This window comes from Halomonas sp. 3F2F (genome assembly GCF_014897805.1).
Taxonomy (GTDB): Bacteria; Pseudomonadota; Gammaproteobacteria; order Pseudomonadales; family Halomonadaceae; genus Vreelandella.
This window is the reverse complement of sequence record NZ_JABUZE010000071.1, coordinates 1-22,011: the sequence shown is the minus strand read 5'-3', so window position 1 is coordinate 22,011 and position 22,011 is coordinate 1. Positions and strand designations below refer to the sequence as shown.

General features: G+C 53.2%; 16 protein-coding genes. 7 read left to right on the top strand and 9 right to left on the bottom strand.

Annotated elements, in window-relative coordinates; genetic code table 11:
• Window positions 1–6: 6 nt before the first annotated feature.
• Complete coding sequence (gene tkt, locus INT21_RS08535) at window positions 7–1,998, bottom strand: transketolase (RefSeq protein WP_193085071.1); 1,992 nt, start codon at window positions 1,996–1,998, stop codon at window positions 7–9.
• Window positions 1,999–2,245: 247 nt separating this feature from the next.
• Here tkt and metK point away from each other — a divergent pair, with 247 nt between their 5' ends.
• A complete protein-coding gene (metK, locus tag INT21_RS08530; RefSeq protein ID WP_083000252.1) occupies window positions 2,246–3,466 on the top strand; it encodes a methionine adenosyltransferase in 1,221 nt (406 codons plus the stop codon).
• Window positions 3,467–3,649: 183 nt separating this feature from the next.
• Window positions 3,650–5,395 carry an NAD-dependent DNA ligase LigB gene (ligB, locus tag INT21_RS08525; RefSeq protein ID WP_226916956.1) on the top strand — a complete coding sequence of 582 codons (1,746 nt, stop codon included), beginning with the start codon at window positions 3,650–3,652 and terminating at the stop codon, window positions 5,393–5,395.
• A gap of 5 nt (window positions 5,396–5,400) precedes the next feature.
• On the opposite strand, the gene INT21_RS08520 is transcribed toward ligB, so the two are convergent.
• Window positions 5,401–6,339 (bottom strand): AEC family transporter, encoded by a 939-nt coding sequence (locus tag INT21_RS08520; RefSeq protein WP_083000257.1) that lies wholly within the window; start codon window positions 6,337–6,339, stop codon window positions 5,401–5,403.
• Window positions 6,340–6,517: 178 nt separating this feature from the next.
• On the opposite strand from INT21_RS08520, the gene metF reads away from it, so the two are divergent.
• Entirely contained in the window at window positions 6,518–7,360 is an 843-nt protein-coding gene (gene metF, locus INT21_RS08515) for a methylenetetrahydrofolate reductase [NAD(P)H] (RefSeq protein WP_038480077.1), read from the top strand.
• A 118-nt stretch (window positions 7,361–7,478) separates the two neighbouring features.
• Here metF and INT21_RS08510 read toward each other — a convergent pair whose 3' ends face one another.
• The 4 genes from INT21_RS08510 to prlC form a co-directional block, all read right to left on the bottom strand.
• Entirely contained in the window at window positions 7,479–9,677 is a 2,199-nt protein-coding gene (locus tag INT21_RS08510) for a TRAP transporter permease (RefSeq protein WP_083000260.1), read from the bottom strand.
• A 97-nt stretch (window positions 9,678–9,774) separates the two neighbouring features.
• A complete protein-coding gene (locus tag INT21_RS08505; RefSeq protein ID WP_083000262.1) occupies window positions 9,775–10,755 on the bottom strand; it encodes a TAXI family TRAP transporter solute-binding subunit in 981 nt (326 codons plus the stop codon).
• Between the two features lie 346 nt (window positions 10,756–11,101).
• Entirely contained in the window at window positions 11,102–11,353 is a 252-nt protein-coding gene (locus tag INT21_RS08500; protein WP_009725002.1) for a YheV family putative zinc ribbon protein, read from the bottom strand.
• 62 nt (window positions 11,354–11,415) lie between these two features.
• The gene (gene prlC / locus INT21_RS08495) at window positions 11,416–13,464 is read right to left on the bottom strand and encodes an oligopeptidase A (RefSeq protein WP_193060202.1); all 2,049 of its coding nucleotides are present in this window, start codon (window positions 13,462–13,464) and stop codon (window positions 11,416–11,418) included.
• A gap of 223 nt (window positions 13,465–13,687) precedes the next feature.
• On the opposite strand from prlC, the gene INT21_RS08490 reads away from it, so the two are divergent.
• The 3 genes from INT21_RS08490 to INT21_RS08480 all read left to right on the top strand — a co-directional run bounded on the left by INT21_RS08490 (window position 13,688) and on the right by INT21_RS08480 (window position 16,393).
• Window positions 13,688–15,028 (top strand): sodium-dependent transporter, encoded by a 1,341-nt coding sequence (locus INT21_RS08490; RefSeq protein ID WP_083000265.1) that lies wholly within the window; start codon window positions 13,688–13,690, stop codon window positions 15,026–15,028.
• Between the two features lie 43 nt (window positions 15,029–15,071).
• Complete coding sequence (locus tag INT21_RS08485) at window positions 15,072–15,608, top strand: gamma carbonic anhydrase family protein (protein ID WP_083000267.1); 537 nt, start codon at window positions 15,072–15,074, stop codon at window positions 15,606–15,608.
• Between the two features lie 113 nt (window positions 15,609–15,721).
• Complete coding sequence (locus INT21_RS08480; RefSeq protein WP_083000269.1) at window positions 15,722–16,393, top strand: metal-dependent hydrolase; 672 nt, start codon at window positions 15,722–15,724, stop codon at window positions 16,391–16,393.
• Here the strand turns inward: INT21_RS08480 and INT21_RS08475 are convergent.
• From INT21_RS08475 to INT21_RS08465, 3 genes are read right to left on the bottom strand one after another with little or no spacing between them, the layout of a single operon-like run.
• Window positions 16,369–17,751, bottom strand: a complete 1,383-nt coding sequence (locus INT21_RS08475) for a sigma-54-dependent transcriptional regulator (protein ID WP_083000271.1) — start codon at window positions 17,749–17,751, stop codon at window positions 16,369–16,371. The two genes, INT21_RS08480 and INT21_RS08475, sit on opposite strands and share 25 nt — an antisense overlap.
• Window positions 17,744–19,663, bottom strand: a complete 1,920-nt coding sequence (locus INT21_RS08470; RefSeq protein WP_193060201.1) for a sensor histidine kinase — start codon at window positions 19,661–19,663, stop codon at window positions 17,744–17,746. The genes INT21_RS08475 and INT21_RS08470 overlap by 8 nt, the downstream gene beginning before the upstream one ends.
• Window positions 19,660–20,433 carry a GntR family transcriptional regulator gene (locus tag INT21_RS08465; RefSeq protein ID WP_009724995.1) on the bottom strand — a complete coding sequence of 258 codons (774 nt, stop codon included), beginning with the start codon at window positions 20,431–20,433 and terminating at the stop codon, window positions 19,660–19,662. Before INT21_RS08465 ends, INT21_RS08470 begins: the two co-directional genes overlap by 4 nt.
• Before the next feature lie 309 nt (window positions 20,434–20,742).
• Here INT21_RS08465 and lldD point away from each other — a divergent pair, with 309 nt between their 5' ends.
• The gene (gene lldD / locus INT21_RS08460; protein ID WP_083000277.1) at window positions 20,743–21,897 is read left to right on the top strand and encodes an FMN-dependent L-lactate dehydrogenase LldD; all 1,155 of its coding nucleotides are present in this window, start codon (window positions 20,743–20,745) and stop codon (window positions 21,895–21,897) included.
• Window positions 21,898–22,011 lie beyond the last annotated feature (114 nt).

The window sequence follows — 22,011 nt, the reverse complement described above, 5'->3', positions numbered from 1 at the left end:
ATGGCGTTAGGCCAGCAGCTCATTGGCCTGTTTAACAATATTTTCAACCGTAAAGCCGAAATGTTTGAACAGTTCGCCCGCAGGTGCAGACTCACCGTAGGTGGTCATACCGATAACACGTCCATCCAGGCCAACGTACTTGTACCAGTAGTCGGCATGGCCCGCTTCGATCGCAATCCGTTTGGTGACTGCTTTGGGCAGTACACTTTCACGGTATTCCGCGTCTTGGCCATTAAAACAGTAGGTTGACGGCATGGAAACCACGCGCACTGCGTTACCTTGCTGTTCTAGTTCTGCTGCGGCGTCCATGGCAAGCGATACCTCAGAGCCAGTGGCAATCAAAATCAGCTCGGGCGTGCCGTCACTGTCTTTCAAAATGTAGCCACCACGCTGAATGGCCGCTAATTGCGCCTTGGTGCGTTGCTGATGAGGCAGGTTCTGGCGCGAGAGCACTAACGCGGTAGGGCCGGCATGGCGTTTCACCGCTGCATCCCAGGAAGCCGCTGTTTCAACCGCATCACAGGGGCGCCATGTGTTCAGGTTAGGCGTTGTGCGCAGGCTGGTCAGCTGCTCAATCGGCTGGTGGGTGGGACCATCTTCGCCCAGACCAATAGAGTCATGGGTAAATACATAAATGGCTTGTTGGCCCATCAGCGCGGCCATCCGCACGGCGTTACGCATGTATTCCATGAAAATCAGGAAGGTCGCGCCATACGGAACGAAACCACCGTGGAGGGCGATACCATTCATCACCGCGCCCATGCCGAACTCACGTACCCCGTAGTGCAGGTAATTGCCGCTAGCGTCTTCCGGAGTGATGGCTTTGGCGCCCTTCCAGAAGGTCAAGTTAGATGGCGCAAGATCAGCGCTACCACCGAGCAGCTCGGGCATTTGCGGGCCGATAACATTCAACGCTTCAAAAGAGGCCTTGCGAGAGGCAATGCTCTCGCCTTTCTCTTGCGCCTGCTCAATGAGCGCGGCGGTTGAAAGTTCTGCCGGTAGCTGCGTCTTCATACGGCGCTCAAACTCTTTGGCTTCGGCTGGGAATGCTTGGGCATAACGGGCGAAGCGGGCATCCCACTCCTGCTGGCGGGTTTTGCCAGCGTTACGGGCATCCCAAGCAGAGTACACGGGCTCGGGGATATGGAACGGTGCGTGTTCCCAGCCGAGTTGCTTACGGGCGAGGGCAATTTCATCGTCACCTAAGGGTGCGCCGTGTGCCTCTTCTTTACCCTGTTTGTTCGGTGCGCCAAAGCCAATGATCGTTTTGCAGATAATCAGGCTCGGCTTATCGTCGTGGCTCTTGGCTAATTCAATAGCCGCTTTGATCTCTTCCGGCTTATGACCGTCGACGTTCGGCACCACGTGCCAGCCGTACGCTTCAAAGCGCTTAGCGGTGTCGTCGGTAAACCAGCCTTCCACCTCGCCATCAATAGAGATGCCGTTGTCGTCATACAGGGCAATCAGCTTGCCAAGCTGCTGAGTACCTGCCAGCGATGCGGCTTCATGGGAGATGCCTTCCATTAAGCAGCCGTCACCCAGGAAGCACCACGTATGGTGATCAACAATGCTGTGGCCAGGGCGATTAAACTGCGCGGCCAGGGTTTTTTCAGCAATCGCAAAACCAACGGCGTTGGCGAACCCTTGGCCCAGCGGGCCGGTGGTAGTTTCGATGCCTGGGGCGTAGCCAAATTCGGGGTGACCAGCCGTGGGTGAGTGCAACTGGCGGAAATTCTGCAGCTGTTCCAGGCTTAATTCGTAGCCGCTGAGGTGCAGCAGCGAATAAAGCAGCATTGAGCCGTGGCCATTAGACAACACGAAGCGGTCGCGATCAGCCCATTTGGGATCTTCGGGGTTGTGCTTGAGGTAGTCATTCCACAGCACCTCGGCGATATCAGCCATGCCCATAGGCGCGCCAGGGTGGCCAGATTTGGCCTTCTGAACAGCATCCATGGAAAGGGCGCGAATGGCATTGGCCAGCTCAAAACGGGACGGCATGGGGGTGCTCCTCGCCTGAAAACGGAAATAATAAAGGTGCTATTGTCGCTGACTTCCCCGGCGGCGGCAAATTCTGGAGCCACGTTCTGGGAAGAACCCCCAACAGCGTGTAGACTCTGCCTCCCGAAGTGGTAGCGAAAATAGTCGTGCCGCTTCTATATATGGGCAGGGAACTGAACTTCCTGCCATGATTTCCTGCTGATGCTGCGGTCACTCTGCAGCCGTCATACAGAGGGTCGAGAGCGCGATGAGCGAATATTCCCTGTTTACCTCCGAGTCTGTCTCAGAAGGGCATCCTGATAAGATTGCCGACCAGATTTCCGACGCGGTACTAGATGCCATTATCGCCCGAGATAAACAGGCCCGCGTTGCCTGTGAAACCATGGTGAAGACAGGCGTTGCCATTATTGCTGGTGAGATCACCACGTCTGCGTGGGTTGATCTGGAAGCACTGGTGCGTGACGTGATTACTGATATTGGCTACACCTCATCTCGCGTGGGCTTTGATGGCGCAACTTGTGGGGTAATCAACCTGATCGGCAAGCAAAGCGTTGATATTGCTCAAGGTGTCGACCGCACGAAACCTGAAGATCAGGGTGCTGGCGATCAGGGATTGATGTTTGGCTACGCGACCAACGAAACTGATTCGTTTATGCCGGCGCCAATTCACTACTCGCACCGTTTGGTTGAGCGTCAGGCGGAGCTGCGTAAAAACGGTCTGCTGCCGTGGCTACGCCCAGATGCCAAAAGTCAGGTAACGTTCCGTTATAACGCGGAAGGCAAGCCCTGTGGTGTCGACGCCGTCGTATTGTCTACTCAGCACGACCCGGAAATCGGCCAAGATGACCTGCGCAAAATGGTTAAGCGCGAAATCGTCGAGCAAGTGATTCCCGCTGAGTGGCTGGATGAGCATACCCAGTACCACATTAATCCGACCGGCCAGTTTGTTATTGGTGGCCCGGTGGGCGACTGTGGCTTAACAGGGCGTAAAATTATCGTCGATACGTACGGCGGTATGGCGCGTCATGGCGGTGGAGCTTTCTCTGGTAAAGACCCGTCTAAAGTTGACCGCAGCGCCGCTTACGCTGGCCGTTACGTGGCTAAAAACGTCGTTGCCGCAGGTCTGGCTGATAAGTGCGAAATCCAGGTTTCCTACGCTATCGGCGTTGCCGAGCCGACGTCGGTTTCCATCGATACCTTCGGCACCGGTAAAATCGACGATGTTAAAATTGTCGAGCTAGTGCGTGAGCACTTTGATCTGCGCCCTTACGCGATTACCAAAATGCTCGATCTGCTACATCCGATGTATCGCCTCACGTCTGCTTATGGTCACTTTGGGCGTGAGCCGTTTGAGCATAGCTACAGCTGGGTAGATGACAAAGGCCAAGTTCATACAGAAACCTTTACCGCCTTCCCGTGGGAAAAAACTGATAAAGCCGACACTCTGCGCCAGGCTGCTGGTTTGTAACAAGACGTGTGACGGTAGTGTAAGCATGTCGATAACGTGCCCCTTGGCTGATGCCAAGGGGCTTTTTATTGCGTTGAATGTTTATTTTTCACTATGCGCTAAGGTCACTCTTCTCATCTGGCGTTTTATTAGACGCTGCTAGTTAAAAGGGAAGCGCCGCGACAGGGTGCCGAGAGAGAGCGTATGGATACCAACAGAAAAGCATACAAGCGTTGGCTACTGATCACCGCTTTATTGAGACTAATATTGGGGAGAGCAACGCTATTAAGCGCAGTGTTGTTAAGTGCGTGCTTACCGAGTGTCACCTTATCCGCACAGGCCAATGTGTGCCCTGACTGGCCCCGTGAACGGCTAGCGCAAGAGAGCGAAACACTGACTGAGCAAATTGCTCGATGGGATACTGCCTATCACGATCAGGGCGAGTCACTGATTGATGATGAGCTTTACGATCAAGCGGTCGCTCGGCTAGCAAACTGGCAAGCCTGCCTGGGTGAAGCGGCCCGGCAGCGACCGCTAACCAGAGTCACCCGTAGCGCTGGCACTCTAGATCACCCCGTGGCGCAAACGGGATTGAATAAAGCCGATGATGACGGTGTGCGACGCTTTATTAGCCGCCGGGACGATCTTTGGATTCAGCCTAAGGTCGATGGTGTCGCGATAACGCTACGCTACGAAGAGGGCGTGTTGGTCGAAGCGGTTAGCCGCGGTGACGGTGAACGCGGGCAGAACTGGACGGCTCGTGTACAGCAGCTTCCCGCCGTGCCAAACACACTGCCAACGTCGCTATCCGCCGTATTCCAGGGCGAACTCTACTGGATATTAAATGGCCATATTCAGTCGCAGAGTCCCGCCTCTGGCGCGCGAGGTGCTGTTGCCGGGGCCATGGCTCAGGCATCACCTTCGCGGCAAACCCGTGAGCGTATCGGGCTGTTTATCTGGGATTGGCCAGAAGGGCCGAGAGAGATGAATGAAAGGCTAGGCCAACTGACCGCGTTAGGCTTTGATACCGCCGATTACACCCACCCTATCAATGCCCAGCATGACGCCGCCAACTGGCGCGATACGTGGTTTAACGGCCCATTGCCGTTCGCCACCGATGGAGTAGTACTGAAACAGTCCGAACGCCCTGGGGTTCAACGCTGGTCATCATCGCCGCCGGAGTGGGCTGTTGCGTGGAAGTATCCCGCTCAGCAGGCGTTAGCTCAGGTTCGTGGCGTCGAGTTTCGCATTGGCCGAACAGGGCGCGTGACGCCGCTGTTGTGGCTTTATCCAATCACGCTAGAAGGACGGCGTATTAGTCGTGTGTCGCTGGGGTCTCTAGAGCGCTGGGAAGCATGGGATGTGCGCCCGGGTGATCATATCGCGATCACACTGGCGGGTCTCACCATTCCCCAGGCAACAGAAGTTGTTTGGCAAACCGACGAGCGAGCGGCCCTTGGCGTTCCCTCGCCAGAACGTTATCACCTATTAAGTTGTTTTACACTCACCGCGGAGTGCGACGCGCAGTTGCTGGCGCGGCTTAGCTTCTTAAGCGATCAGTTAAACATGCAGGGCGTGGGAGAGGGCACCTGGCAAGCGCTTATGGAGGCAGGTGTTGTGACCGAACTGCTAGGCTGGCTGGCAACAACGCCGGCACAGCTTCAGCGGGCACATGGCGTGGGAAGCGTTCGTTCAGCAGCGCTTGTCGCTCAGTTCCAGGCCGCACAGGCGGCCTCCTATGCTCAGTGGTTAGGGGCGTTAGGGATACCACCAGGTGGCAGCGCCCAGCTAGGGGATTGGGATACGTTAGCAGGTTACACACACTCAGATTGGCAAGCCGAACCCGGCGTTGGCTCCGTGCGTGCTGACGCGCTGGTGGCATTTTTCAGCCATCCAGACGTGCAGCGGATGGCCGCTCAGCTAAAGCTGGCGGGGGTTGAAGGCTTTTAACCCAATCAGAGGCCTAGCCCGGTAAGTTGCAGCATTAGGTGAAGATAGAGAGGAATTAGTAATGGCGCTAATAGCGTGGTGGTAAGCACCGCTAATGCTCCTTTTTGCGGTTGAATCCCTAGCTCCATCGCGACCACCACCACGTTAGAGGCCATGGGTACGACGCCTAACAGTAACAACGCCATACCGAGTTCTGGTGCAAGCGAGCCCAAGGCTTGAAGTAATAAAACGGCGATTAGCATCACCAGCGGCCAAAGTAGATAACGTAAGCCTACGCAGGTGGCAACAAAGCGGGAATCCCAAGCATCAAGCGTAACCTGGCTAAGGGTCATGCCAATAATCATCATGCCTAGCAGGGTGTAGGTGGCGGGGAAAACGTCAAGCGAGTTCATCAGTGCGCTGGGAAGTGTCACGTTGAGTGCACTCAGCAGCAGCGCAGACAAAAATGCGTAGACCAACGGCAGTCGAGCAATTTTGATCAGACTTTGGCGAATGGAAAAGTGGCCACGCGCACTTAAGTAAAATCCCACCGTAAACTCATATAGATTAATCCCTAACATGCAGAATAGATAAAGCGTGACACCTTCTGGCGGCAGTAAAATTAGCGCCACAGGCAGGCCAAAGTAACCCGTGTTGCCAGTGCCAGAAGAGAACGCTAAAAGTGCCCCCTCCTGAGGCCCAAAGCGGTGCTGGGTAAACCAGCGCACGGCCAGCGCCATGATGCTCACCAAGCTGAACAGCGCCAGTGTTAACAGTAGATAATCTGGTGTTGGGCCGCCGTTCATTAATGCGCGGAAAATGGTGAGTGGTGCAATCATGTATACCAATAGTGTGGCGATGGGGCGTGGGTCGATTTTTAAGCGCTGTGCAGCAATCCACCCCAATCCTACAAACCCCAATAACATCAACAGTGGCCCCATTAGGGCACTTGGCGCTAAATCCATTTCTGCATCCTGAGTCGTTAGGTGACGACGTCGTTGTGTGAATAGCTAAGTAGTTGCGTAAATAGCTAACATGAGCCGAATTAAAGGCCGACTGTGGAATCTTTCATTAGCTCCAGCGCGGCGGAAAGAGGAGAATAACCTAAATTATCACGATGTTAACGCTTTGCGAGGAAGTCCCATGAGCAGTCAAGAGCACCCGTTAGGTATTAGCTTTGAATTCTTTCCGCCCAATACCGATGCGGGAAGAGAGAAGTTAATGCACGTGCGCGATGAACTGGCCGCTCGACATCCGCGCTTTTTCTCGGTCACTTATGGTGCCGGTGGTTCCACTCAAGCGCGCACACGCGATATTGTGCGCACCGTTAGCCAAAGCGGCATTACGACAGCGCCACACCTTTCCTGCATTGGCAGTGAAAAAGCGCAATTGCGCGACCTGCTAGCGCAGTATCGTGAAGAGGGTGTCGACAGCTTAGTGGCGCTACGTGGCGACATGCCATCGGGCATGGGAAGCATTGGTGAGTTGCGCTACGCCAACGAACTTGTAGAGTTTATCCGTGCGGAAACCGGTGACCATTTTGATATTGCGGTGGCTGCTTATCCTGAATCTCATCCACAGGCACCCAATCTCGATAAGGATGTGGAAAACTTTGCCCGTAAAATGAAGGCTGGTGCCAACATGGCCATTACCCAGTACTTTTTTACCGCGGATGCCTACTTCCATTTTGTTGAAAAAGCCCGAGCGCTAGGTGTTGAGCAGCCTATTATTCCAGGCATTATGCCGATTACTAACTACACCAAATTGGCGCGTTTTTCAGATGCTTGTGGCGCAGAAATTCCCCGTTGGATTCGCAAGCAGTTGGAAGCTTATGGTGATGATAGTGACGCTATTGCCGCTTTTGGTACGGATGTTGTTAGCCGTTTGTGTGAGCGCCTACTTGATGGTGGTGCGCCTGGTCTACACTTCTACACGCTTAATCAGGCAGCACCCGTACTGAAAATTGTTGATAATCTGAGAGGCTAGTACGCCCTTAAAGAACCTAGCTTAGTGATCAATAAGAACGCCCGCTCGATAAAACTCGAGCGGGCGTTTTCGTTGGGCGATTAACGGCTAGTGGTTGAGTGAATAGCAGATTGCGCCGTCATGTGGTGCTGGGTGTCGCCTTATTGCCATGCTGTTTACGCTGCATAATGAACAGCGCTGCGCCAATGGCCAGGCCAGCAATATCGCTGTAAATGCCGCCGTAAATCATAAACAGCGCACCGACCAGCATAACCACACGCTGTAAGGTGTTTACCGGCCCAAAGAACCATGCTTGCACCATGCCCGAAAGCAAGATGATCCCCAGTGTGGCGGTCACACCGACACGCAGTATTTGCATCGCGGAGCCTTCCATTAGCATGGCTGGGCTGTAGAAGAACATAAACGGCACGATAAATGCAGCAAGACCAATTTTGAACGAAGCGACCGATGTGCCCATGGGGTTATCCCCAGAAATACCGGCGGCGGCGTAAGATGCTAACGCCACTGGCGGCGTAATGGCCGACACGACCGCAAAGTAGAACACAAAGAAGTGTGCGACGAGCGGCTCGATACCGATATTGATCAAGCCGGGTGCCACTACCGATGCTGCTACCGCGTAGGCTGCCGTCGTAGGCATGCCCATGCCGAGCAGGATACTGATCAACATCGCAAAGACCAATGCCAATAGCTGGCTAACCCCTGCAAGGCCTAACAGCAGTGAAGAGAAGCGCGCGCCGACGCCCGTCAGCGATATGACGCCAACAATAAGGCCTGCGCAAGCACAGACAGCAATGATCTGAATCGACATTATGCCCGCTAGTTGGAGTGCTCTCAAAATAGCCCGAATACCCATTTTATTGGGTGAGATCCAACTGACAACTGCCGCTGATGCTGTCGCTAGTGTACCGGCACGAATGACGGAGTAGCCCATAAAGAGAGCGACAATAAGAATGATAATGGGGGCGAATAGGTAGACCTGTTTTACTAGTTTGGAGAATAGCGGAATTTCATCTTTACGCATGCCACGCATGCCTTTACGCGCCGCTTCAAAATCCACCATAAAGTAGATAGAGGCGAAGTAAAGAATGGCTGGAATGACCGCCGCAATTGCAATTTCTGTATAAGGAATGCCGGTGACTTCCGCCATGATAAAGGCGCCTGCCCCCATGATGGGCGGCATGATCTGACCACCCGTGGACGCCGCTGCTTCAATGGCACCAGCACTGCGCGCTGGATAGCCGACTTTTTTCATCAATGGGATGGTAAGCGAGCCAGTCGATACCACGTTGCCCGCTGACGTACCGTTGATCATGCCCATTAAGCCGGAAGCAAAAATAGATACCTTCGCCGGGCCACCACGGGCACGGCCAGCGGCTGCAAATGCGAAGTTGACGAAGTAATCACCTACTTTCGAGGCCTGTAAAAACGCCGCAAAAATAATAAACAAAATGATATAGGTCGATGACACCGCCGTCGTTGGGCCAAGAATGCCTGCATCGGTATAGACCTGACTAAAGAAGCGCTGCACAGATAAACCTGGGTAGCCTAGGAAACCTGGTAGATACTGGCCAGCAAAGACATAGACCAGGAAAACCGCTGAAATCACCACCAATGCTAAACCAGCCACCCGACGAGTTAGCTCTAGAATCAGCAGTGAGCCCGCAATGGCCGCCCAAGAAATGCCGGGAGGAGCAAACGAGGTGCCTGTCGACATGCGCATATTGGTATTAAAGGCCATCAACAAGTAAGCAGCGCTGGCGATGGCACACACCATTAAAACGAGGTCGGCGGGATTAAAGCGGTGGCGTGCCTGCCGATAGAACCAAGACAGGGCAATGGCTGCTGCCGTGGTGGCTATGAGTGGATAGCCGTAATGCAGTGTCTCAATGCTTGGATCAATGCGCATCGCACCGCCATTGAGTGTTTGCTGCATCAAAAAGACTTGTATAAGTGAATAGATCGCAGGCGCTAAGAGCGCATAGCTGGCCCATTTGAGCCATGCAGGGGAGGCTTGCTGATCATCTTCTGCAAAGCGAGCACCGGCAAACAGCCCGTACCCTAAAATGAGCGCACCAGCGATATGTACAATGCGAAACGACCAGGTTTCCATCGGGTACACATTGAGCGAAAACAGGTGGAAGCTTGAATAGCCAATGGCCAGTGCAGCAAACAAAAAAAACTGCCAGCCAACAAACACACGGCGGTTGGACTCGACAACCTCTTCATCGACACCCTCGGCAATTGACTCGGGTATCGATGAAGCAGTTTGGGCATCATCCTTGAGGCCGTTGGGGTCTTGATCGGTATTGTGACTCATCAGAGGTCACCCTCACAGCAAAAGCAAAAAAGAGGCGGTAGCGAACGCTGCCCCATCCGGCCAGCGGAAAACAGGGCAGCGTGAAGAGGGGCTTGGCTTAGTTGATCATGTCATCATCAATGTCGTAGCCATTCTCTTCATACCAGCGTGCGGCGCCCGGATGGAAGGGCAGCACATTGTTGTGGACGATGTTTTCTGGAATGGTGGTTTCAGCGCTGCGGTGCACTGAGCGCATACGGTCATTGTTTTCCATCGTGGCTTTGGTGACTTCATAGATAAAGTCTTCCGGCAGATCACAGCCCGCAATGGCAAAGTTCCACATAGAAACAGCGCGTGCGTCTTCTTCCAGTGTGGTGTAAGTGCTCGCTGGGATAGTGAATTCAGCAACCGGGAAGGCGTCCAGGACGGTGGCCATCTCTTCTTCGGTAAACTCAATAATGTTCACATCGGTCTGCACTTCGAGTTGGCTAACGGCCGGAATCGGAATACCCGCTGCAAACGCGATCACATCCAGCAGGCCATCCTGCAGCTGACCACCTAAGTCAGACCAGCCGCCATTACGACGATCAAACTCAACGCCCAGCGTTTCGAGGATAGCGGGGAAGTAAGTGTCTGATGTAGAAGCTGCTGGGCCGAACCCGATGCGCGCGCCATCAGGAATGTCAGCGATGGACTCAATGCCTGAGCTCGAAAGAGCGGCAATAGAGAAGGGGGTTTCATACATCGGGAACAGTGCACAAACATTGTCCATTGCCAGGCCTGGCGCTAGTGGACTTTCACCCTTAACAGCATCCGACGCTGGGCCCATCGTGGTAAGACCAAAGGCCATATCGCCGCTGTGTACGAGCGCTAGGTTTTGAGTTGGGCCGCCTGTGACTTCACCACCGCCTGAAACGTCTAGCTCATCAGCAATAAAGTTAGCCCAGCCTGAGCCATAAACGAAGTAGGTGCCGCCTTGACTGGCGGTACCGACAGTGAAGTTATCGGGCCATTCTGAGCGGTCTGCTTGGGCAGTGCCTGCTGCTAGAAGGGCACTACTGGCAAGAAAGGCGACGGTTTTAGGCATCATATTGCGCATGGCGAGATTTCCTAAGCTGTTATTGGGATTATCGTCTGGCGTGCTGGCACTGCCAGTGGCTTTATCTTAAGCAATTTACATAGAGCGATAGTCATGCCAATAGGCGGGCTGATTATTAAAATCAGTAGCTTAAAGTTCTCTTATTCAACTTTGGTTGAAACTAAAAAAACGTTAAGTGTCTGGGGTTTCGCACACTATAGGTTCGTTAGTGTGTGGTTTTTCGCACACTTTCATGAGTGAGGAGTGAGGAGTGAGGAGTGAGGAGTGAGGAGTGAGGAGTGGCTTGGCCTCCAGCGTGGTGGAGGCTTAAATTAAAAGCGGTGACATAAATGCTTGGAATAGGTGGTTAACGTTTAGGTTTGCCAGGGTCGAGAATGCGTACGGGCTGTACATCCTGCGTTTTTTGCTCTTCGCGTACTTGGTTAACGCGGGTAGTTAGCTCTGGTGCTGCCTCATCTTCAATCGGCAACTGCTCGAAAAAATCGCAGTTAACGCATTCCCGGTAGCGAATGTTGTTTTGCTCCCAGGCGCGAATCCGATCCATGGCCGCGCAGCGTGGGCAGGTTACCCCAGCAATAAAGCGTTTCACACTCGACATAACAGGCTCCAAGGGTGCGGTAACAAGACAGATACCGCACCCGGTGATAGTGAAAATAAACGTCAGGCTGCGCGGATACCGCTATGGCGTAATAATGGTTCTACGCTTGGCTCACGGCCTCGGAAAGCGCGAAATAGCTCGGCGGCATCCCTCACGCCGCCTGATTCTAGAATTTCCTGACGGAAGCGTTGGCCAGTGGAAGGGTCAAAAATCCCTGCCTCCTCGAACGCGCTCCAAGCATCGGCAGAAAGTACTTCCGCCCATTTGTAGCTGTAATAGCCCGCCGCATAGCCACCCGCAAAAATATGGCTAAAGCTATTCTGGAAGCGGTTAAAGCCAACTGTCGGCACGACCGAGGTGTGGCTACGTACGTCATCCAATAGCGTTTGAACGTCACTGGCGCTGGGCGCTTCCAGCTCATGGTGCAGGCGCAAGTCGAATAATGAAAACTCTATTTGGCGCACCATTCCCATTGCTGATTGGAAGTTTTTGGCAGCCTGTAAACGCGCTAGCAGGTCAGCGGGCAGGGGCTCGCCAGTATCGACATGCTTGGCGATCAGGTCTAGTCCTTCGCGTTCCCAGCAGTAGTTCTCCATGAATTGGCTGGGTAGTTCAACCGCATCCCAAGCAACACCGTTAATGCCAGAGATATCGGCAATGTCCTGTTTGGTCAGCATGTGATGCAAGCCATGGCCGAACTCATGAAACAGCGTGGTGACTTCATCATGGGTTAGCAGAGCGGGTTTGTCGCCCACTGGGGCGGTAAAGTTACAGGTCAGAAATGCCACTGGCAGCTGTAGGCCGTTTTCAGTTTGGCGGCGTACTCGGCAATCGGCCATCCATGCTCCGCCGCGCTTGCTTTCGCGAGCATACAAGTCCAAATAGAAACCGGCGATCGGCTCACCTTGTTCTGTAATGCGGAAGTATTGAACATCGTTGTGATAGCTAGGCGCATCAGGTGCTGCTTCCACGCGAACGCCGTAAAGACGTTCTACTACCTGGAATAGCCCATCCACCACCCGTGGCGCTGGGAAGTAAGGGCGAAGCTGCTCTTGTGAGATGGAGTGACGTGCCTCGCGTAGTTTTTCACTGGCATAGGGCACATCCCATGGCTCAAGCGTTTCAATCCCTAATGCTTCACGAGCATAGTCGCTGAGCTCCGCGACTTCTTCCGTGGCCTGGGGAACGGCACGGCGAGCTAGGTCATTCAAAAACTCAAGCACCTGCTCGGGAGAATCGGCCATCTTAGTGGTGAGCGAGTAATCGGCGTAGGTCTTAAAGCCCAGCAAGTGGGCGAGCTCTTGGCGGAGTGCCAAAATCTCTTCAAGAACGGGAGCGTTATCGAACTTGCCTGTGTCTGGGCCTTGATCGGAAGCACGAGTGACAAACGCGGTGTATACCTCACGCCGCAACTCTCGGTTATCGGCATAACTGATAATGGGGAAAAAGCTTGGGAAATCTAGGGTGATGCGATAGCCATCGACGCCTTTTGCCTGGGCGGTTGCTTTTAGCGTATCAAGGGCGCTTTCCGGAACGCCAGCAAGTGCATCAAGGTGGTCAATATCCTTATGCCAAGCTTGGGTAGCATCGAGCACGTTGTTTGAAAACTGGTTGGATAAGGTGGAGAGGCGCGCTTGAATCGCGCCGTAGCGAGCCTTTTTGTCAGCAGGTAAATCGACACCGGCTAAGCGGAAATCGCGTAAAGTGTTTTCTACCGTGCGTTGCTGAGCAGGCGTTAGACTTGCCCATGCATCACCCTGCTTAAGCGCTTGCCAGCCCTTAAAGAGTCCTTCGTGTTGTCCCATCCAGGTGCTAAACGCCGAGAGTTGTTCCAAGCATGCCTGATAAGCTTCCCGCAGTTCGGGGGTGTTCATCGTGCCGTTGAGATGAGAGATGGGCGACCACGCTTGGGTAAGCCGGTCATTAACAGCCTCTAGCGGCGCAGCAAAGTTATCCCAATGTGGTGGCACTGTGGCGGCCTGTTGAGCGAGTCGGTCAATGACTTCCCGGCTTTCATTCAGCAGCGTTTCTACCGCAGGCACGACGTGTTCAGCGCGAATGTCAGCGAAAGGGGGAAGCTCATGCGGCTCTAGCAACGGATTGCGGGACATAGGCACCTCGTAGGCATTAATTTTTTAACTCGTAACGTTTTTAAATACGTTAGTGGCGCATAAAAACGCAATAATAATGACACAGTGCGGGCGGTGAGGCCGTGTTTCAATGTCTGGGCTGAATACTGTGGCTTACACCAGGGTTTGGCCTAGGCGTAAGCGCCTGCTAGTCTTGCCGCCTTTTAGTGTCGCCAATTAGTGCCACCAATGGTAGGAGCAAGTGATGAGTGAAACGCTGGAGCGCTGGGGGTCAAAGCGAGCCTTCATCTTAGCGGTAACGGGGGCTGCAGTTGGGTTGGGTAATATTTGGCGCTTCCCGTATGTTGCAGGCGAGAACGGTGGTGCGGCATTTCTATTGATCTATGTGGCGTTTGTACTGCTGTTAGGTATCCCTGTAATGATGGCCGAGATTTTAATTGGCCGGGCTGGGCGACGGGGGCCTATGCAAGCGCTGAGTAGGCTGGCTGTAGAAGCCGGCGCTTCTCGGCACTGGCGCTGGTTAGGCTTATTTGGAGCCTTCACCGTCTTCTGTATTTTATCGTTTTACTCGGTGGTGTCAGGTTGGTCGATTGAGTTTTTAGTCGCTTCAATAAACGGAAATTTCGATGGTGCAAGTGCCGCAGAAATAGGTGCGGGTTTCGATGCGTTTCTGGCAAACCCAGGCCTGTTGATTTTTAACCACTCGTTATTCCTATTTATGACCATGACGGTAGTGGCGGCGGGCGTTGCCAAAGGCCTAGAGAGGTTGAACAACCTATTGATGCCGCTGCTGTATGGCTTATTGTTGCTACTGGCTGGTTATGCCACGACCACCGACGGATTTGGTACGGCGCTTTCATGGCTGTTTTTACCGTCGTTTGGCGACGTAACGACCTCAGTGGTGTTGCATGCCATGGGACATGCGTTTTTTACCCTTGCCGTTGGGGCCTGCGCGCTAATGGCTTATGGGGCTTATATGCCTGATGAGCAGAGCCTACCGAAAGCCGCGTTTGCAGTTGCAATGCTCGATATCAGCGTCGCTTTATTAGCAGGGATTGCAATCTTTTCGGTGGTATTTGCCCAAGGTATGGACCCTGCTGACGGCCCAGGGTTGATGTTTGTGACGTTGCCAATTGCTTTTTCTGAGCTGCCTTGGGGAGCATTTTGGTTAAGTGTATTCTTTTTGTTGCTCTTATTGGCTACCTGGACCTCAGCGATTAACCTCGCTGAACCCATGGTGGCAACGCTGCAAGGGCTTGGATGGCGTCGCAGTATATCAACGGCCGTCGTGGCGCTTAGCGTATGGTTGTTAGGGCTGCTTTCGGCGTTCTCGTTTTCCACGCTTGCCGATTTCAGGCCGTTGTTCGGACGCAATGTGTTTGAGCTAGTTAGTAGTATTCCGCCCGATATTTTCCTACCTATGGGTGGGCTGTTGATTGCTATCTTTGCGGCCTGGGTGATGCCCCGCGTGCAGGTTGTACAGGCATTGGGTGTTGGGGAGAGTGGCTATGCACTCTGGCGTAATATTGTCCGCTGGGTGTCGATTCCGCTGACGTTTATTGTATTGCTCGGCGGGTTGCTATAGTTCTTGAATATTTTAATCCAATAGCGTTAAGCAGGAGTGTGCAATGAGCAATGCCTTACGACCATTTCAAGGTATTTCGCCTCGCCTTGGTAAGCGGGTTTATGTCGACCCCGCTAGCGTGGTAATAGGTGATGTAGAGCTGGGCGATGACTGCTCGGTCTGGCCGATGACCGTGATCCGGGGAGATATGCATCAGATCCGCATTGGTGCTCGCACTAGCGTGCAGGATGGCAGCGTGCTGCATATTACCCATGCCAGCGATTTCAATCCTGATGGCTTTCCACTGACGATTGGTGATGATGTCACCATTGGCCATAAAGCGATTTTGCATGGCTGTACGCTGGGTAGCCGTATTTTGGTGGGTATGGGGGCAATTGTGATGGATGGAGCAGTTGTCGAGGATGAGGTGATTATTGCGGCTGGCGCAGTTGTTACACCGGGCAAACGTTTGGAAAGCGGTCATGTATATGCGGGAAACCCGGCGAAAGCGTTGCGTCCACTTAAAGATAAAGAGCGCGCTTTCTTTCCTTACACGGCAGGTAACTACGTTAAGTTAAAAGATCAGTTCCTCGCTCAGTAAATTTCTTCATACAGGCGCTAAGCAGTTGGCCTAACACTCTTTTTTTCTTAAATAGACATGTTGCGGCAGCCAAAAATCTGGTAATTTATCCAGTTTTCCAGGATGCCGCGCTAATGGCGAATTTTCGCACGCACATTACGGTAGCAGCAGCAGGCGGCGTACTCATGGCTTATGCTGGCTGGCAGGCTGAGTGGTGGCCAGCGACTCAGGCGCTATTAATTATTGCTCTGGTAGCCTTTGGCGGTATTTTGCCTGACATAGATGCTGATCGATCACGATCTATCCGTTTGATTTTTAATCTTTTATCGGTGCCTTCACTGGTGCTTGGTGTGTTGTTGTTGCAGCCCTGGTTAACACCAGGTTTGTTGCTAGTGGCGTGTGGTGGCATTTACGTTAGCGTGCGTTATTTTGCGGCGGTGGTGTTCTCACGGCTAACGGTTCATCGAGGTATTTGGCACTCATTGATGGCGGCTGTGCTGTGCGCGCTGATGACTGCCGCGTTTAGTTTTCATCTGCTGGCACAGCCAGCTTGGCTGGCCTGGTGCCATAGTGCAGCGGTACTGCTAGGATTTATCATTCATTTAAGCCTGGACGAACTTTTCAGCGTGGACCTAGAAGGCGCGCGGTTAAAGCGCTCTTTTGGCACCGCACTTAAGCTTGGCGATGGCCGCCGCCCACTATCGAATGTCTTTATGCTGATTGCGCTATTTACCTTGGTGCCCTGGGTACCACCGTGGGACGTGTTGATTGAGTTGTTTCATCAAGGGTCGCTGCTATGGCGATAATCATCAGCGCTTAAACTGTGTTTTTTGAGTTTGTCGTAGAAGGTTTTGCGGGGTATTCCCAGATGACGGCATACGTCGGTTACGCGCCCATGATGGCGGGACAGGGATTGGCTAATCAGGCTCTTTTCAAATAGCTCTACTTGGCGCGGCAACGTGGGCTCTTCGGTGTCGGCGTTGGCCCCTTCCAGTAGCGCATCCAGACGGTAGTCAAAGGCTGCTCCCAATAGCACATAACGCTCTGCAAGGTTACGCAGCTCGCGAACATTACCAGGCCAGTCGTGAGCCAGCAGGGCGGCAATTGAGTGGCTATCCAGGGTAGGGGCTTCTAAGCCACTGCGGTTGGCAGCGACCACGGCGAAATGCTGGAACAGCAGGGGAATGTCCTCGCGTCGTTCGCGCAGTGCGGGCAGTGGCAGGGTGACCACGTTGAGTCGATAGTAGAGATCTTCGCGAAAGCTCCCTTCTTCAGCAGCAGCTTTAAGGTCCACTTTGGTGGCCGCAATCACTCGTATATTGAGTGGCACCGTCTCGTTGGCCCCAAGACGCTCGACGCTACGCTCTTGTAATACGCGCAATAGCTTCACCTGAAGTGCCAATGGCATTGATTCGATTTCATCCAGGAACACGGTGCCACCATTGGCATGCTCGAATTTACCAATTCGCCGTTCTACTGCGCCGGTAAAAGCACCTTTCTCATGGCCAAACAGTTCTGACTCTATGGTGTTTTCTGGCACTGCACCGCAGTTTATCGCCATAAACGGGCTATTGCGTCGGACGCTACGTTCATGAATGGCGCGGGCGACAAGGTCTTTTCCGGTGCCGGTTTCGCCAAATAGGAGCACATCAGCCTCTACTTGGCTGATGCGTTGAATCATTGCTGCTAGGCGAGAAATCACTGCGGTACGGCCGACTAAACGAGGCCCAAGGGCTGCCTGCTGAACCTCAAGCTCGGCTTTTAAGCGCAAATTTTCCAGGCTTAGCTGGCGCTTTTCGATGCCTCGCCTTACGACATCGAGTAGCTGATCCCCAGCGAAAGGCTTTTCCAGAAAATCCCAAGCGCCTGCACGCATCGCCTCCACCGCGGTTGAGATGTCACCGTGGCCAGTGATTAAGATAATCGGCAGTGTGGCATCGCGGCTGTGTAATTCATGTAATAGCGCCATACCGTCCATTCCGGGCATACGAATATCACTCACGATGACGCCGGGAAAGTTTGCTGGTAGTGCCTCAAGCGCTTGTTCTGCAGACTCAAAACAGTGAGGCGTGTAGCCAGCGAGTTCGAGTGTTTGGCTGGCGGTGATACGCAGGTGCGGTTCGTCGTCGATCACCATGACCGGCAGCGTCGACGGCTCATGCATGGTTGTTACTCTCCTTGACTGAGTATGGCTGCAGTACGTTAGGTGTTGTTGAACAGGGTAGCGTAATGGTGAATCGCGCCCCGCCAGTGGGCTGATTCGCTACCTGCAGCTTGCCGCCCAGATCCTCCATAATACGTGAGGAAATCGAAAGTCCTAGCCCTAATCCGCTGCCGGGTGCTTTCGTGGTGAAGAAAGGTTCGAAGATCTGGCCCAAGTGTTGTTCTGGGATGCCTGGGCCATTATCGGCAACGCTAATCATCACTTGCTGTTGTGCTATTTCTACGCTTAGCGTCAGCATGGGTGACGATACCTCTTTCATTGCCTGTAACGCGTTACTGATCAAATTCACCAGTACTTGCTCTAGGCGGACTAAATCACCCTCAACCCAAAGCGTCTCCTCTGGCCATTGTTGGACCACCCTGATGCCATCATCACGTAAGCGGCTGTGGAATAAACGCAGGGCGTACTCAATACAGGCTTGGACAGAGATTGTTTCCTGACGCTCGCTGCTCTTACGAGAAAACTGGCGCAGCTGGGCGCTAATATCGGCCATGCGCTGGGTAAGCTCGACAATTTGCGCTAGGTTGGCATCTGCTTTGTCCACCCGCGACAGTTCAATAAACCGTCGACCATTTTCAGCGTAGGCGCGAATAGCCGCTAATGGTTGATTTAACTCGTGATTAATACCGGCAGCCAATTGACCTAATACCGCAAGCTTTGCCGCTTGGATCAGCTCATCTTGGGTTTGGCGTAGATTAGCTTCTGCTCGCCGCCGCTCTTCTATTTCACCAGAAAGCCTCTGATTACTGGCGACTAAATCACGTGTTCTTCGCTCAACGCTGACTTCTAGTTCATCGCGTACTCTCGCTAAGGTTTGTCGTTCGCGTTCCGCAAACGCTTCTCTCTCTCGGCGTAAACGCAAGCGTTGCCAACCAATGCCTCCGCCCAAGGCCACCACGCCATATAAGCCTCCCGCCATCAGCGCCGCGATCCACTGGGCGTTCACCACAGGAGTCAGTGGTTTTAAAATATGCATTTGCCAGCCAAACTCTGGGATGGGGCGCGTAAGGCTTAAATAGTGCCCACCACTTAATGGCCCGCTAGCAAAGCTAACAAGATAGCTATCGGCCCCGTAAGGGGCTTCAAGCTCAATGCCGGAAGGCGTTAAAGGCTCCATTGCATAGCGACGAGTTGCCCGTAGGCTGTCGCGTTGGCCGTCGGTAAGAGGGTGGAGGGCATTCATGCGCAGCTCAGGGTGGCTGGCCATGAAAATAATATTGTCGCTATCGGTGACAAACAGTTCAGCGTCCTGCTCAGCCCAGCTCTCTTCAACATCGTCGAGCAGTACTTTGACGACGATAACACCGTCGGGTTTTGCATCGGGCGAGGTGTCATCAAGCCACACCGGCGCTGAGAAATAGTAACCACGCTCAAGCGACTGTACACCTAAGCCATAAAAACGCCCCTGCCCCCCGGTAATGGCATCGGTGTAATAGCTGCGAAACGCGTAGTTTTGACCAATGAATGTATTAGGGCGGTGCCAGTTGCTGGCGGCGATGGTATCGGCGTCACGGTTAAGCAAATAAACATCTGAGACCCCAGAGGTAAAGCGAAAACGGTCAAGCAGTAAGTTGAGCGGCATGGGGTCTTGGCTGTCTGGGGAATCTAAAAAACGTTGTACGCCTTCCCTGGTCGCCAGCATTTGTGGCAAATAATCATAGCGCAGTAGGTAACCATTTAAGTTGGCGGCCGACAGCCGCAGCTCGTTTTCGGCATCGTCTTGTAAGTTTGATAGCGCCTGCTCGCGGGCCAGTTGAGCGGCCTGCCACATGCATAGCATCAGTCCTAGCGGAATCGCGATTAGCCAGAGTAGCCGCCAGCGGTGACCTGAAAGGCGAAGTAAGCGACTCATGCGGGTGTGCTGCTGGTACCTTGGGCACGACGCAGTGCTCGCTGGGCGCGGGTTTCCGCTCTGGCCATCTCGAGAAGGCCTTCCTCAACGTACACTAAGTGCTCGTGCGCGCGGCTGCGGGCATCTTCAGCACGCCCTTCTAAAATCGCATCTAGTAGGGCTCGGTGTTGCTTCATTAGCTGCGAACGCGAGTCGGGCTTTGCAAAAAGATGGGCGAGGTTGTCAACGATGCTTTGCTCTAATAAATGAAAAATGCCTCGAATGGTGTGAAGTAACAGTACGTTATGAGCGGCTTCTGCAATAGCAAGGTGGAAGGCTGCGTCTAGTTTTGCTTCTTGGGCGGGGTTGGCACCCACAAATCCACCATCAAGTTCTTCAAAACGCTGGATTAATACGGCTTTGTCCGCTGGTGTTGAGCGTAACGCGGCGTAATAAGCCGAAATGCCTTCCATCGCATCGCGAAATTCAAGCAAATCCAAATGAAATTCGTTGTGTCGGGAAAGCATCTCCAACAAAGGGTCGGTGTAGCCGCTGTTTAGCGTTTCATTCACGAAGGTACCACCCCCTTGGCGGCTGGTAAGCAGGCCTCGTGCGGCAAGCTTTTGAATGGCCTCACGTAGAGAGGGGCGTGACACGCCAAACCGTTCAGCAAGCTCTCTTTCTGGGGGCAGGCGCTGGCCAGGCTTGAGGCTACCTTCAAGAATCATTGCTTCAAGGCGCTCGGTAATCACATCAGCCAAGCGCTGCTGGCGGAGCGGAGGATAAGTCATTAGTGCAGGCCCTTATAATTGGTAAGACCAATTATAAGGGCTTTAATGATTTGTCTCAACAGTAAAAGGCTAGCAAATTGATAGCTATTGGCACCGTTTATTTGACTTATAACTAAAGTATATGACCGAAATATGCCATGGTGGGCGATGCGTGTTTGACACGACTGCGGCGCCTCATTACTGTTGAGGATAATTTTTTGTAAATTGGTAAAACCAATTTTTATCTGAAGCGCCTAATACTGACGCTTCGATGACCGTTTACAGATAGTACTTATAGATAGTGCATCTATTTATTGCATAGGGCCTGCCATGATCATTTCATCACCTACGGACTACCGCCAAGCTGCCAAGCGTCGTATCCCCCCGTTTCTGTTTCACTATGCTGATGGCGGGTCATACGCAGAGCATACGTTGCGGAGCAATGTTGAAGACCTAGCGGGTGTCGCGTTGCGGCAGCGGGTGTTGAAGGATATGTCGTCGCTATCGCTGGAAACCGAACTGTTTGGTGAAAAGATGGCAATGCCTCTTGCCTTGGCGCCGGTGGGGCTAACAGGCATGTACGCTAGGCGTGGTGAAGTCCAGGCAGCACGGGCAGCGACCAAGAAGGGCATACCGTTTACGTTGTCGACGGTCTCCGTATGTCCAATTGCAGAAGTGGCAGCGGCAGTGGAGCGGCCCATCTGGTTTCAGCTTTATGTATTGAAGGATCGGGGCTTTATGAAGCACGTGCTTGAGCGTGCTAAGGCGGCAGGGGTTAAAACATTAGTCTTCACCGTTGATATGCCTGTGCCTGGAGCGCGTTATCGCGATGCCCATTCAGGCATGAGCGGCAAAAGCGGGCCTATGAAACGTATGCTTCAGGCTGCGTTGCATCCTCTTTGGGCTTGGGATGTCGGTGTTTGTGGCCGCCCGCATGACCTAGGCAACGTGTCTGATTATCGTGGTCAGCCGACAGAACTTGAGGATTATATTGCTTGGCTTGGCGATAACTTTGACCCCTCTATTTCCTGGAAAGATCTGGATTGGATTCGTGAGCAGTGGGATGGCTCAATGATTATTAAGGGCATATTGGATGCTGAAGATGCCCGTGATGCAGTCCGCTTTGGGGCGGATGGTATTGTGGTTTCCAATCACGGTGGCCGTCAGTTGGATGGCGTGCCTTCTACTGCACGTGCCCTGCCTGCTATTGCAGATGCAGTTAAGGGTGACTTGTCCATCCTGGCAGATTCTGGTGTGCGTAATGGGTTAGATGTAGTGAGAATGATTGCCATGGGTGCAGACACAGCATTGATAGGTCGTGCCTTTATCTATGCGCTTGCAGCGGCAGGTGAGGCGGGGGTTGCTAACCTGCTTGAGCTATTCGAAAAAGAGATGAAGGTGGCGATGACGCTCACCGGTGCGCGAACGATTGCTGATCTCAGCACCGAATCATTAGTTCCTGACGCAATTCCTGCGCTTAAATAACGCTCAAATAGAGGGGGTGATGCTGCCAGCATTAGAGTAACAGACGAATGTTGGCGTTTTTTTACAAAATCCCTTGCCAAGACGGCAGCGAATCCGTAAAGTACGCATCCGCTG

Bases quoted from the DNA above. Each gene is read 5' to 3' on its own strand.
- tkt (WP_193085071.1), bottom strand. From the start codon at position 1,998: ATGCCGTCCCGTTTTGAGCTGGCCAATGCCATTCGCGCCCTTTCCATG.
- metK (WP_083000252.1), top strand. From the start codon at position 2,246: ATGAGCGAATATTCCCTGTTTACCTCCGAGTCTGTCTCAGAAGGGCAT.
- ligB (WP_226916956.1), top strand. From the start codon at position 3,650: ATGGATACCAACAGAAAAGCATACAAGCGTTGGCTACTGATCACCGCT.
- INT21_RS08520 (WP_083000257.1), bottom strand. From the start codon at position 6,339: ATGGATTTAGCGCCAAGTGCCCTAATGGGGCCACTGTTGATGTTATTG.
- metF (WP_038480077.1), top strand. From the start codon at position 6,518: ATGAGCAGTCAAGAGCACCCGTTAGGTATTAGCTTTGAATTCTTTCCG.
- INT21_RS08510 (WP_083000260.1), bottom strand. From the start codon at position 9,677: ATGAGTCACAATACCGATCAAGACCCCAACGGCCTCAAGGATGATGCC.
- INT21_RS08505 (WP_083000262.1), bottom strand. From the start codon at position 10,755: ATGCGCAATATGATGCCTAAAACCGTCGCCTTTCTTGCCAGTAGTGCC.
- INT21_RS08500 (WP_009725002.1), bottom strand. From the start codon at position 11,353: ATGTCGAGTGTGAAACGCTTTATTGCTGGGGTAACCTGCCCACGCTGC.
- prlC (WP_193060202.1), bottom strand. From the start codon at position 13,464: ATGTCCCGCAATCCGTTGCTAGAGCCGCATGAGCTTCCCCCTTTCGCT.
- INT21_RS08490 (WP_083000265.1), top strand. From the start codon at position 13,688: ATGAGTGAAACGCTGGAGCGCTGGGGGTCAAAGCGAGCCTTCATCTTA.
- INT21_RS08485 (WP_083000267.1), top strand. From the start codon at position 15,072: ATGAGCAATGCCTTACGACCATTTCAAGGTATTTCGCCTCGCCTTGGT.
- INT21_RS08480 (WP_083000269.1), top strand. From the start codon at position 15,722: ATGGCGAATTTTCGCACGCACATTACGGTAGCAGCAGCAGGCGGCGTA.
- INT21_RS08475 (WP_083000271.1), bottom strand. From the start codon at position 17,751: ATGCATGAGCCGTCGACGCTGCCGGTCATGGTGATCGACGACGAACCG.
- INT21_RS08470 (WP_193060201.1), bottom strand. From the start codon at position 19,663: ATGAGTCGCTTACTTCGCCTTTCAGGTCACCGCTGGCGGCTACTCTGG.
- INT21_RS08465 (WP_009724995.1), bottom strand. From the start codon at position 20,433: ATGACTTATCCTCCGCTCCGCCAGCAGCGCTTGGCTGATGTGATTACC.
- lldD (WP_083000277.1), top strand. From the start codon at position 20,743: ATGATCATTTCATCACCTACGGACTACCGCCAAGCTGCCAAGCGTCGT.